We start from the raw sequence: 11968 nt of genomic DNA on the forward strand, positions 1-11968 counted from the left end.
TCAGTCCTCCCCTCCCGCGCGGAAGACGGGGAGCTCCAGCTCCTCGTCGACCCGCAGGAACTCCAGCCGCACCGGCATCCCGATCCGCACCTCGTCGTACGGCACGCCCACCACGTTGCTGACCATCCGCACGCCTTCGGCGAGTTCGACCAGTCCGACCGCGTACGGGGGGTCGAAGGCCGGGAAGGACGGATGGTGCACCACCACGTACGAGAAGACCGTGCCGGCGCCGCTCGCCTCGACCGTGTCCCACTCCCGGGAGCCGCAGTCGGCGCACCCCGGCAACCAGGGGAAGCGCAGCCTCCCGCAGCCGGTACAGCGCTGGATCAGCAGCCGGTGCGCGGCCACGCCCTCCCAGAAGCCGGCGTTGTCCCGGTTGACGACCGGCCGGGGGCGGCGCGGCCCGGGCTCCGGCCCGGAAGGGCGGGTCCCTTCGGTCGGGGCGGTGCCCGTTCCGACCCCGGACCGGTGGGTCGGGGCCCGCTCGGCCCCGGCCGTCCCGGAGGCCGCGGCGCGGTGCGGCCGGGCGGCGGGGGCGTACTTCAGGATGCGGAAGCGGTGGGTGCCCACGAGCACGTCGCCCACCCGGACGTCCGTGCGGGTGGTCACGAAGTACCCGGTGCCGAGCTTGGTGGACTTCCGTCCGGACACCGCCTCGATGACCGCGTCGAAGCGGATCTCATCGCCCGGGCGGAGCGGGTGCAGGTACTCCTGCTCGCAGTCGGTGGCGACCACCGAGGTGTAGCCGGCGTCGTCGAGGAGGGCGAACAGCCCTTCGTACGCGGACGACCGGTCCGCGTGCCCCGAGAGACCGCCCATCGTCCACGCCTGGAGCATCGTCGGCGGCGCGACGGCATCCGGTCCTGCGTAGGCGGGGTGGGCGTCGCCCATCGCCTCGCACCAGTGCCTGATCATGGGCAGGTTGACCGGGTCCTTGCCGGTTCCGGCGGTGGCGGCCGCCCGGCCCACGTGGACCGCGAGCCGCTGCTGCAGCAGGTCCGGTTCCTCGGGCCCCTCCGTGCCGCTCATCGCCGCCCCCTCCCCTTCATGCCGAGCCGCGTCCTGGCGACGATCTCGCGCTGCACCTCGCTCACCCCGCCTCCGAAGGTGTTGATCTGCGCGGCGCGGTTCATGCGCTCCAGCTCGCCGCCGTCGAAGGCACCCGGTGATCCGGCCCGCACCGTGCCCGCGTCACCGGCGATCTCCTGGCAGATCCGGTACACCTCGACCGCCGATTCGGTTCCCGCGAACTTCACCCCGCTGGCGTCCCCGGGGGCCAGCCGGCCGGCGCCCACGTCCCCCACCAGGCGCCAGTTCAGCAGGCGGGTCGCGGCCAGCCGGGCATGGGCCTCGGCGGCCCGGAGCCGCACCCACGGCTCGTCGATGCGCCGCCGTCCGGTCACCGGATCGGGGGTGCGCGCCCGGTCGAGGACGGCGGCGAAGAAGTCCTCGGCCTGCATGCCGATCGCGGCGAGGGCGACCCGCTCGTGGTTGAGCTGACTGGTGATGAGCCCCCAACCGCCGTTCTCCGGCCCGACGAGGTTGCCCGCGGGGACCCGCACGCCGTCGTAGTAGGTGGCGGTGGTGGTGAGGCCGCCGACGGTTTCGATGGGGGTCCAGGAGAAGCCCGGGGCGTCGGTCGGAACCAGGACGAGGGAGATGCCGCGGTGCGGAGGTGCCTGGGGGTCGGTGCGGCAGGCCAGCCAGATCCAGTCGGCGTTCTGCGCGTTGGAGGTGAAGACCTTCTGTCCGTCGATCAGCCAGGAGTCCCCGTCGCGCACCGCCCTGGTGCGGAGCGAAGCGAGATCGGTTCCGGCCTCGGGCTCGCTGTAGCCGATGGCGAAGACGGCCTCGCCGCGCAGGATCCGCGGGAGGAAGCGGGACTTCTGCTCCTGGGTCCCGTATGCCATCAGCGTGGGTCCGACGGTGTTGAGGGTGACCATCGAGACCGGGGCGCCCGCGCGGTACGCCTCGTCGAAGAAGACGAACTGCTCGTCGGGCCCGCGCCCCTGTCCTCCGTACTCCTCGGGCCAGCCGAGGCCGAGCAGTCCGTCGGCGCCGATCCGGCGGAGCAGTCGTCGCTGGGCGGCGGTGTCGGTGGCGGGGGGCGGTCCGTCGGGCATCGTCTCCCGGAAGTAGGCACGGAGTTCGGCGCGCAGCCGTAGCTGCCGCTCGGTCGGGGCGAGGTGCACGACGACGGCCTCCCGTGGGACGACTAAGGTTTCTGACTGTCCGTCAGATCCCGGATTCCTGTCAAGGTCGCCGCCGCGCGCAAAAGCGCGGCGTCCCGCACCCCGATGCCGAAGCACCGGAGCACGGGACGTCGCTCACACCACCGTCACGCTCCCTGCCGGACCGGCCTGTGCGCCGCCGGCGGTCACCACCACGGGTGGAAGTTGACCACCGTGGTGGACTGGCCGATGTGCGTGAAGGCGGAGCCGTTCACGCTCGCGGTGTTGTTCTGGTTGGACGCGCCGGCACCGGTCGCCACCTGCTGCGTCGTGGTCGAGTTGCCGAAGTTGTCCCCCCCGACACCGCTGCCGATGATCGAGGCGACGCTCGTGTTCGATCCGTCGTCCGCGAACCCGCCGTTGTCGGCCTGGGCCACCCCGGTGAAGAGCGCGGCGGCGAGGGGCAGGGCGGCGACGACGGCGAGGGCGCGGGCGGTACGGATGCTTGCCATGTCTGTTCCTCCGGGAACTGAAAGTCATTGCTGGTGCACGGAACTGCTCTGGGAACTGCTCTGAGGACTGCATCAGGGAGCAGCGCTGCGGAATCTTCCGAAGTGCGCTCCCTTCCAAGGCAGTTGGCCGACCGCCTTGGTCTTCGTGCTCGACGTCGCGCCATCAGAGTTGCCCACCGAATCCCCTGCGAACCAGACCGGAGTGCCTGATTCCCTCGCAAGCGTGAGGACAAGCAGATAAACCCCGGCAAGTCGAAGGAAGCGCCAGCTCAGCCGGCCGGAAGGACACCGACGCCGGCGCAACCGGTGTGCCGCAAGGGAGGAAGCGTTCCGGCAGATCCCTCACCGATTCCCCTCATGAAAAGGGCACGCCGGCGAGTCCCCGATGCCGAGGAACCGAACGCACCCGCAGGAGAAGAAAGAGAATTCGATGACACGGAGGGGCGGGGAGGCCCCGAGGCCCCTTGCCCCTCCCCTCCCCACCTCGCCTCACGGTGAGGGTTCCGGCACGCTTCGACCGACCGCGCGGCGTCGGGATCCGACGAGGCAGGGACCCCACGGGTCACGAACCGAACAGGACCACGGACCACGGGCCACGGGCCACGGGCCACGGGCCACGGGCCACGGGCCACCCACTACGGGGCGGATCCCACAGCAGCCTCGAAAGCCCCGTACGCAGCCGCGTCGAAGAGCACGAACCGCACCTCCTCGACCTCGGTCCGGGCCGCCCGCACCGCCCCCACGGCGATCCGGGCACCATCGGCCATCGGCCAGCCGTAGACACCGGTGGAGATCGCCGGAAACGCAACCGTGCGGTCCCCCAACTCATCCGCGACCCGCAGGGCTTCGCGATAGCAGGAGGCCAGCAGCTCCGACCGGTCCTCGCCCCGCGACCAGACCGGACCGACCGTGTGGATCACGTGTCGTGCCGGCAGCCGCCCCGCCGTGGTCGCCACGGCCCGCCCGGTGGGCAGCCCCTTGCCGTAATGGGAGCGGCGCAGGTCCTGGCAGGCGGCGAGGATCTCCGGCCCGCCCTTCCGGTGGATGGCCCCGTCGACCCCGCCCCCTCCGAGGAGGGAGGAGTTCGCGGCGTTGACCACCGCGTCCACGGCCTCGGTGGTGATGTCTCCCTGGACGAGCACGATGCGCACCACGGGAAGGCCTCCTTTCCTCCGACTCACTGGAGTCAAGCCGATCCGTCCCGTCGGGCCAACCGAAAAACAAGACGGGGGCACTCCGGGACGGACTCCCGGAGCACCCCTCACGAGCGGTACGCCCCCGCTACTGCTGCGGCGGCGAGCCCTGCCCCTGACCGGGGTCGCCCAGCTGCTGCTTGAGCTTCTCCTGCGCGGTGTCGACCTGATCCGCGTACTTGCCCTGCGTCTTCTCGTCGACCATGTCACCAGCCTTGTCGATGCCCTGGGACACCTGGCCCTCGTGGCCCTTCAGCATCCCCTTGAGCTTGTCGAACACGGACATCCTGAGCCTCCTCGACGCTGTTCCGGCCCCTCCAGCATCACGGCGCACCCCGAGAACCGCATCCGCAACGCCCCGGACCGCACCACGGCGCGACCACCGTGTGCAACCGCACGGCCTCCCCCTCCCCTCGGCACCCGAAGCGCGACCGGACGACGGAGTGTGCGAACTGCACTGTCCACGGCATTCGTTGGCCAGAAAGTCAGCGTGTGCCGAGGGACCACCCGGACCGTTCCCCCGGACCGCCCGGTGTCCCCTCACCCGTTCCGATACCACTTTCCGGCCGCGTCGGCGCGCCGCGGCCGGGCGTTCGACAGCGGACGCCCGAAGTGATGTACACGTACGGGGTGACGCCCCTCAGTGCGCCATCACACGTCTGGGTGAGTGTCGGGGCTCGGTCACGGGGATACGAAGCAGCTGTCCACGCATGGACGGAAGACCGGGGCTCATGACGGCCCGGGAGCCAAAATGCCTGGCAGCGGCGATGCAGATGAAAGAGAAAGGTGACACGGAACGCGTTTCCGGTCACCTTCGATCAGCGGCGTGCGCGTGTCTACGCTGACCCAAACGTCCTGATTGTTCAGAATGTTGCCAACTGCCCCGTTGGAATTACGAAGTTTCCTTGCCGAGGAGCATGACATGCAGGTTCGCAGGTGGCTCCCAGACCAGCCCACCCGTATCGGCCGGCACGACTGGCCGAGCGAGGGGGACGACGGAACGCACATGCAACTGCGAGCCGGCTCCATCGTGGTACTCGATCGGCAGGCGTGGCGCATCCTGGAAATCAACGGTTACCCGGGCGACCGATGGCCGGATTCCTTCGAGAAGGCATGGCGCGACCACGTGGAACTGTGGTGGCACGCCAACGAACTGCGACGGGCCAACAACCAACCGGTCAACCAGGCCCCCGAACGGGCCGACTTCTACAAGCGCCCGGTGGTGCTCGTGCTGCGCAACGAGAACCTGCCCCGCTCCGCCCCGAAGCACTGGTGCGCCCCCGCCAGCCACGACTGGCAGGTCCTGCCCGAGCACCACGCCGTCTGCCGCGCGTGCGGCGAACTGCCGCCCTGCCGCCACGGGGAGTACCGCTGGGAAGGCGGCCCCCGCTGGCCGGAGCAGAACGGCGGCATCTCTCTCATCGTGCCGGAGGACTGCTGCATGGGGTGCGCCGAGCCGATCAAGCCGCGGGTGCGGACCGTTCGCTTCCCCGGCCCCAACCTCTGGTACCCGGACCTCGGGGAGGACACGGCGGTCTTCCACGCCCGGGCCTCCTGCGCCGACCAGGTCGACCGCTACCGCATGCAGTGGCAGACCGAGTACAACCCGCGTTCCGCCGCACCCCCGGCCACTTCGGCATTCCCGGGCTTCGAGCACTTCGTGGTCCCCAGGACCCGGCAGGCGCAGGAGATGCCCCCGCACCACTCCCGGGCCTCCTCCCCGGACCCCGGCCCCGCGCATGCGGTGCCGTCCCCGGCACAGTCGGAGAAGGAATGCGTCTCCGTGGCGGGAGACTTCGGTATCCTCCCGCCCCCGTTGTTCCCCGGGCACCGGGAGGGCACGGGAAGCACCACGCCGACGGCGGCCCCCGTCCCGGCGTACCGCCCGGCGCACACCAGCCCCGGCGCACCCCCGGCGGAACCGATGCCCCCGATGGTCCCTGAGTCTCCTGCGGCCACCGAGCCGCCCGCATCCGCACCCCCGCCCGTCGACCCCTCCGCCCTGGGCGTCGAGCCGGCCCTGCAGTCCGCCCGGGAACTGGGCCTGGCCCTGGCGGAGCGCCCGGCCTTCCACAACGCGGAGCAAGCGGCCCGGGTCATCGAGGAACTCACCGCCGCGGTGCGGAACATCGCCCTCTGCCTGAACAACCCAGCCGCCCGAGAGCGCTTCTGAGATCCGAGCGACCGCACCGGGGAGGTGTCCCGGAGTGAGACGGAACGAACACGGAGGGCGTGCCCCGAAACCCGGGGCACGCCCTCTGCACTGCTCCTCACTGCTCCTTCTCCGGTCCACGAGCGGTGGACGTGGGCCAGGCCCACTACGGCTCGCGCCGCGACGGCCCTCAAGTCCGCCCGGCACGCGCTGCGAACGCCCCGCTCACCGGCCGTTTCGGCGGCCACCCGCGCTGCCCGGCGAAAGGGCCTGCTGATCGCGCACGTCCCACCGGCCGGGAACAGGAACCGGTCGTCCCTTAGGGCCTCGACTCCCTCACGATCCGCTCACAATCCCAGCCGCTTGAGCCGACGCTGCCTGAGTCGCTCCGAAAAGGCCGTGAGACCGAAAACAAGCCAGCTGAGCAACCCGAACGCCACAGCGAGCAGGAGATCACCCGGCTCCTCGTACGACAGCAGCAACATGAAGAGGGAGTAGGGCACGGCGAGACAGAGGCCGGCGCCGATCGGGTGTCGAGCCGCCCACTTTTGGAACCTCGTCGGACGCCGCTGCCCACCCAGGGCCCGGTCCAAAGCCCAAAATCCAGTGGCCAGAGACCGCCACCACTTCACCATGGCGGAAACCTACGGCAGCCGATCGGCTGCCCCGACCGGCACCTCCCCGCTGAACAACGGCCCGCGGCCAACGAACCCAGCCGGCAACGTCACTTCTCATGAACGTCCACGATTGCTGCCTGATGCCCAGACGAACGGGAAGCGGAGATCTTTTACGGGACAGCCCTTGGGCGGGGTGGACTGGGCGGACGGCACACTGCTCCGGGGCGCCGAGGGCGGGCGGGGCAACTCCACGGAGTACTGCGCGCTGTGGGACGCCGCCCGGCTCAAGGCCCTCTCTGCGCGGGAGGCGGAGACGCCCCTGGCTGACGTGCCGCACTCCCTCCGCCATTCCGGGGTGTCCCTCTGGATCAACTCCGGCGTGGGCCCGGTGGAGGTCGCCCGGCGGGCCGGCCACAGCCTCACGGTCCTCTTCCGGTTCTACGCCAAGATCCTGCGGGGTCAGCAGGACAAGGCGAACGCCCTCATCGAGCAGGGTCTCAACGGTGGCTGAGGCGCCGATCCTGGCCCGCGCCTGGCCCACACGCGCTGGTCAGGACCGGGATACCGGCGAGTCAGAGTGAGACAAGGTGCACGCAGAGGGCGGGCCCCGGAATCCAGGACCCGCCCTCTGACCAGTCACTTCTCTGACCTGCAAGCGGTGGGTGTGGGATTTGAACCCACGGTGACTCGCGCCACGACGGTTTTCAAGACCGTTCCCTTAGGCCGCTCGGGCAACCCACCCGCGCCCCGGCTCACCTGCGACGGGGCGGGCAACAGCCTACCGGTTGCGCGCCCCGCCCATGGAAGTCTGACCACAGGTTGACCACGGGGCCTCGAAGCGGACCGCGGAGGCGGCCCTCGCGGGTCCCTTGTGGGGTGGGGCGGCCTCGGCGTCAGGAGGTACGTCCCGCTCGTACGGGGGCACCGCGGACCCGTTCCCGCAGGTCCGCCGCCAGGCCGATGGGTCGGAAGCGGCTTCGTCCCCGCCGCCGGTCCGACGGGCGTGAAGTTCCGGACGGCCGGGCCCTTCTCGGGTCCCGGAGTGCAGAAGAACGCCGCGCTCTCCGCGTCTTGAGCTTCCTCTTCCTCAACTCTCTCTTGGTGAAGCTGGTTTCAGCGGTCCTGCACGATCTGTGTCACCTGTCGATTGTGCCCCTCGGTCGTAGCGCGGTAGGAACGGCACCAGCAGGTCATCCCGAGCCTTCTCGTTCGCACCGCTCGGGGTGGCCGGGTTGGGCTCCCTGACCAGGAGCCGTCACAGCCCATGGAGAAGCACGAAGAAAACGAAGAAAACGAAGAACACGAAGAAAACGGGGACCCATGAAGCAGACCAAGCACATGGGCGGCATGGCCGTACGGAGCCTTTCCGCCGCCCTCTCCGTCACCGCGCTGCTCGGCGCGGCGGCGTGCGGCGCGGACGAAGAGTCCGGGTCTCCGCCGTCTCCGCCACGGAGCCCGAGCGCAGCGGGGTCCGCCCCGGCAGCGACGCCGGGCACGAACGGTGCCGAAGCCGCGAAGTCGATGCTGGAGAGGTCCTTCGTCGGCATGGAGTCCCTCGGTGGCGGGTCCGGTCAGGTGCAGCGACAGTTCGGCAACATGCATCCCGCCACGCCGGACGACGTGCTGAGCGTGACGTTCGGATTCACCTGCACGGGAGGCAGCACGGTGGCACTGCGGTTCACCGTCGCGGGCGAGGAGGTGCCGTCGGCCGCGGGCAGCCAGGCGTGTGACGGCTCCGTCTTCCAACGGATCATCGACACGTCCCGGCCCGGCCCCCTCGACTTCTCCATTGCCGCCACCGGCCCCGAGAAGGGCTTCTACGCCTACGCGTACTACCCCGAGAAGAAACGACTTCCCTAAGGACTGACGGGTGCGGATCCGAGCCCCTGCACCGGGTGCAGGGGCTCGGTCGGCATGCCTACGGGGACGGACGCGGAAGGCCTTCGGCGCGCTTTCCCGGTACCGGTCAGCTGTCCCCGGTGCGCTCGCCCAGGACCACGGTGGCGGTGGCGGTCTTGCCGTCGCGTTCGTAGGTGATCTTCACCGAGTCGCCCGGCTGGTGGGTCCAGATCTCGCTGATGAGCGTCGGACCGCTGTCGATCTGATGGTCGCCGAAGCCCGTGATCACGTCACCGGCCTTGAGGCCCGCCTTCGCCGCCGGGCCGTCGGGAGTGACCGAGGGGGTGCCGCCGGCGCCCCGGTCGGCGATCACGGCGCCCTGGCCCCGCTCGTTCATGGTCACGGTCGCGCCGATCACCGGGTAGACCGGCTTGCCGGTCTTGATCAGCTGCTGGGCGACGTTCTTCGCCTGGTTCACCGGAATCGCGAAGCCGAGGCCGATCGAACCGGCCTGGGTCTGGCCGAAGCCGCCGCTGGTCGACTGGATCGCCGAGTTGATGCCGATGACCGCGCCGCTCGCGTCGAGCAGCGGCCCGCCGGAGTTGCCCGGGTTGATCGAGGCGTCCGTCTGGAGTGCGCTCATGTACGAGCTGCTGCCGCCGGAGCCGTCGCCCGAGGCGACCGGACGGTTCTTGGCGCTGACGATGCCCGTCGTCACCGTGTTGGAGAGGCCGAAGGGCGCGCCGATCGCGATCGTCGAGTCCCCGACCGCCACCTTGTCGGAGTCGCCGAGCGGCAGCGGCTTCAGACCCTTCGGGGCGTCCTTCAGCTTCAGGACGGCCACGTCGTAGCCCTGGGCCCGGCCGACGACCTCGGCGTCGTACGTCTTGCCGTCCGAGAACGTCACGGAGAGCGTGCCGCCGTCCGCCGCGGAGGCCACCACGTGGTTGTTGGTGACGATGTGGCCCTCTTGGTCGTAGACGAAGCCCGTGCCCGTGCCGCCCTCGCCGTCCCGGGCGCCGGACTTCGCCTGGATGGTGACCACGCTCGGCAGTGCCTTCGCCGCGACCGCCGCGACCGTTCCCGGCTCGCGCTTGAAGGACGTCGGGGCCTGGCCCGAGGACACCGTGGTCGAGCTGAACCCGTTGTCGCCGCGCTCGGCCGCCCAGTAACCGATGCCGCCGCCGACACCGCCCGCGACGAGCGAGGCGATCAGGACGGCCGCCACGAGGCCGCCGGTCCGCTTGCGCGGCGCCGCGGGGGGCTGGGGGGCGCCCCAGGCCGGTGCGGGCGGCGGGGGCGGGGGAGGCCAGCCACCGGCGGGAGGGGCCGCCGGGGCGACGGGGGGAGCCGCCGCCCCGGCAGCGACCGGCTCGGGGGCCGGGGACTGGACCGGCTCGGGGGCCGGGGACTGGACCGGCTCGGGGGCCGGGGACTGGACCGGTGCCTGCGGTTCGACCGGCAGTACGGCCGTCTGCTCGGCTTCCTCCTCCACCGGTCGGGGCGGCGACGGGGGGACGGGAGGCGTCGGAGGGGCGGACGCGGCAGCCGGGTCCGGCCTGCCCTCGTTCTCGGTGCTCACAGCTCGCTCTCCTCGTTCACTGCGCGGGTGGTGGTACCTCTGTGGCTCCAGGGTGCTGTTCCAGCTTTTCCCAGAGGACGTCAGGCCACTGTAAGGCGGACCTGTGCATCCGCCCCCCGACCTTTATATGGGGACAGAAAGGACACCCTCCGGGGTGTCCCCACCGCCCCGCCAATGGCACCATGACGCGGTGACCCACGCACGGCAGCACCTGAACCGCGTCCCCCTCCAGGTCGTCGCCCACCGCGGCGCGTCCGAGGACGCACCGGAACACACCCTGGCCGCTTATGTGAAGGCCATCGAGGACGGGGCCGACGCCCTGGAGTGCGACGTACGGCTCACCGCCGACGGCCATCTCGTCTGCGTCCACGATCGGCGTGTCGACCGCACCTCGAACGGCCGCGGTGCCGTGTCCGCGCTCGAACTGGCCGACCTCGCCGCACTCGACTTCGGCACCTGGAAGGGCCGCGACGAATCCGGCGAGATCCCCGACTGGGGGGACCCCGGGTACACCTCCGTCCTCACCCTGGAACAACTCCTCTCGCTGGTCGCCGACGCCGGTCGCCGGATCGAGCTGGCCATCGAGACCAAGCACCCCACCCGGTGGGCGGGGCAGGTCGAGGAACGACTGCTGCAGCTCCTCAAGAAGTTCGGCCTCCACGAACCGGCGGACCCGTCCGAATCCCCCGTGCGGATCATGAGCTTCTCGGCGCGTTCCCTGCACCGGATCGCCGCCGCCGCGCCGACGCTGCCGACCGTCTCGCTCTCCCAGTTCGTCTCGCCCCGGCTGCGTGACGGCCGCCTCCCCGCGGGCGCGCGCATCGCGGGCCCGTCGGTCCGGATCGTCCGGCACCATCCCGCCGTGATCCTGCGGCTCCAGAAGGCCGGCCACCAGGTGCACGTCTGGACGGTGGACGAGCCCGAGGACGTCGAGCTCTGCGAGCGCCTGGGCGTGGACGCGATCATCACCAACCGTCCGAAGCAGGTGCTCACCCAGCTGGGTCGCGGCTGACCGCAGCGCCACCTCTCCAACCACTCGTTTCCCTTCCGTCACAGGGGGCAACAGCCCGTACGAGGAGTGCACCGGCGCGTTCCGGACGTACGCGATCGTCACGAGTGCCGCATCCCATGCGGATTGGCCGGTTTCCGGTCCAGTCCAAAGGGGCATTCACACGGTGGCGTGGGGCAAAGGAGGTCTCGGGGGTGGCGTTGGTGGTGGCACAGGAGGTGCCCACGTCGTCGAGCATGGCCGTACCCCATGGTCCTGCGGGCGTGGGTGAGGCACGACACCGGATGCGGGCTGACCTGTATCGCAGCGGGGTGCCCGAATCGGTCGTCGACGACGCGGTGCTGATCCTCTCCGAGCTGCTCAGCAATGCCTGCCGTTACGGCAGGCCGCTGGGCCGGGCGGAGCGGGGCGAAGGGGACGTGCGGGCGGCCTGGCAGGTCGACCCGACGGGCGGCCTGCGGGTCGAGGTGACCGATGGGGGTGGCCCGACGCGACCCGTCCCATCGACGCCCTCGGTCACCGCACGGGGCGGCCGTGGGCTGAACATCATCAGCGCGCTGTCCCAGGACTGGGGCGTGCGGGACGGTGCGACCGGCGAGGTCACCGTCTGGGCCGTGGTCACCGCGGGGCACCGCCGCGAGGACTTCGCGGCGCGCGTCGGCGGTGGCTCGGGCTTCGACTTCCTCGACGCGTACGAGGATCTGGGCTGATCAGCGGAGCGGGCCGACGGCGGCACGCGGTCGGCGGGTCCGGCGGGCGATCGAGGAAGCGGGGACACCGCCCCACTGCCTCGTCCGCCGGCGTTGTCGTGCCGCCCCGCCTGAGGGGCGTCGGCAGCGGGGGCGACTAGGCTCGCGCCCGATACAGCACCGCACAGCCGCGATCGGGAGAAA

Annotated in this window: 11 protein-coding genes and 1 tRNA gene; 5 read left to right on the forward strand and 7 right to left on the reverse strand. The window is 71.0% G+C overall.

All coding sequences use genetic code 11. From position 1 onward, the window contains the following. From ACFW2Y_RS02305 to ACFW2Y_RS02325, 5 genes are all read right to left on the reverse strand, one after another. Positions 1-1029, reverse strand: coding sequence for a bifunctional MaoC family dehydratase N-terminal/OB-fold nucleic acid binding domain-containing protein (locus ACFW2Y_RS02305; protein WP_384872256.1), 1029 nt, complete (start codon positions 1027-1029; stop codon positions 1-3). Beyond that, entirely contained in the window at positions 1026-2192 is a 1167-nt protein-coding gene (locus ACFW2Y_RS02310; protein ID WP_384872259.1) for an acyl-CoA dehydrogenase family protein, read from the reverse strand. The genes ACFW2Y_RS02305 and ACFW2Y_RS02310 overlap by 4 nt, the downstream gene beginning before the upstream one ends. A gap of 185 nt (positions 2193-2377) precedes the next feature. Further along, a complete protein-coding gene (locus tag ACFW2Y_RS02315; protein WP_384872262.1) occupies positions 2378-2683 on the reverse strand; it encodes a hypothetical protein in 306 nt (101 codons plus the stop codon). 635 nt (positions 2684-3318) lie between these two features. Further along, on the reverse strand, positions 3319-3837 hold the full coding sequence (locus tag ACFW2Y_RS02320) for an O-acetyl-ADP-ribose deacetylase (RefSeq protein ID WP_384872265.1): 519 nt from the start codon (positions 3835-3837) through the stop codon (positions 3319-3321). Between the two features lie 127 nt (positions 3838-3964). Next, on the reverse strand, positions 3965-4162 hold the full coding sequence (locus tag ACFW2Y_RS02325; protein WP_384872267.1) for an antitoxin: 198 nt from the start codon (positions 4160-4162) through the stop codon (positions 3965-3967). 636 nt (positions 4163-4798) lie between these two features. Between ACFW2Y_RS02325 and ACFW2Y_RS02330 the strand changes: the two genes are divergently transcribed. Together ACFW2Y_RS02330 and ACFW2Y_RS02335 are read left to right on the forward strand one after the other, a co-directional pair. Further along, positions 4799-6049 (forward strand): hypothetical protein, encoded by a 1251-nt coding sequence (locus tag ACFW2Y_RS02330; protein WP_384872269.1) that lies wholly within the window; start codon positions 4799-4801, stop codon positions 6047-6049. A 780-nt stretch (positions 6050-6829) separates the two neighbouring features. Continuing rightward, positions 6830-7156 (forward strand): hypothetical protein, encoded by a 327-nt coding sequence (locus ACFW2Y_RS02335; RefSeq protein WP_384872272.1) that lies wholly within the window; start codon positions 6830-6832, stop codon positions 7154-7156. A 145-nt stretch (positions 7157-7301) separates the two neighbouring features. Here ACFW2Y_RS02335 and ACFW2Y_RS02340 read toward each other — a convergent pair. Further along, positions 7302-7386, reverse strand: a tRNA-Ser gene (locus tag ACFW2Y_RS02340). 579 nt (positions 7387-7965) lie between these two features. Between ACFW2Y_RS02340 and ACFW2Y_RS02345 the strand changes: the two genes are divergently transcribed. After that, entirely contained in the window at positions 7966-8505 is a 540-nt protein-coding gene (locus tag ACFW2Y_RS02345; protein ID WP_384872274.1) for a hypothetical protein, read from the forward strand. A gap of 106 nt (positions 8506-8611) precedes the next feature. Here the strand turns inward: ACFW2Y_RS02345 and ACFW2Y_RS02350 are convergent, their stop codons facing one another. After that, positions 8612-10066, reverse strand: coding sequence for a S1C family serine protease (locus ACFW2Y_RS02350; protein ID WP_384872277.1), 1455 nt, complete (start codon positions 10064-10066; stop codon positions 8612-8614). Between the two features lie 190 nt (positions 10067-10256). Here ACFW2Y_RS02350 and ACFW2Y_RS02355 point away from each other — a divergent pair, with 190 nt between their 5' ends. Further along, on the forward strand, positions 10257-11078 hold the full coding sequence (locus ACFW2Y_RS02355; protein WP_384872280.1) for a glycerophosphodiester phosphodiesterase: 822 nt from the start codon (positions 10257-10259) through the stop codon (positions 11076-11078). A gap of 116 nt (positions 11079-11194) precedes the next feature. Continuing rightward, a complete protein-coding gene (locus tag ACFW2Y_RS02360) occupies positions 11195-11785 on the forward strand; it encodes an ATP-binding protein (protein WP_384872283.1) in 591 nt (196 codons plus the stop codon). Positions 11786-11968 lie beyond the last annotated feature (183 nt).

The sequence above is a fragment of the Streptomyces sp. NPDC058877 genome, assembly GCF_042742855.1.
Lineage (GTDB): Bacteria > Actinomycetota > Actinomycetes > Streptomycetales > Streptomycetaceae > Streptomyces.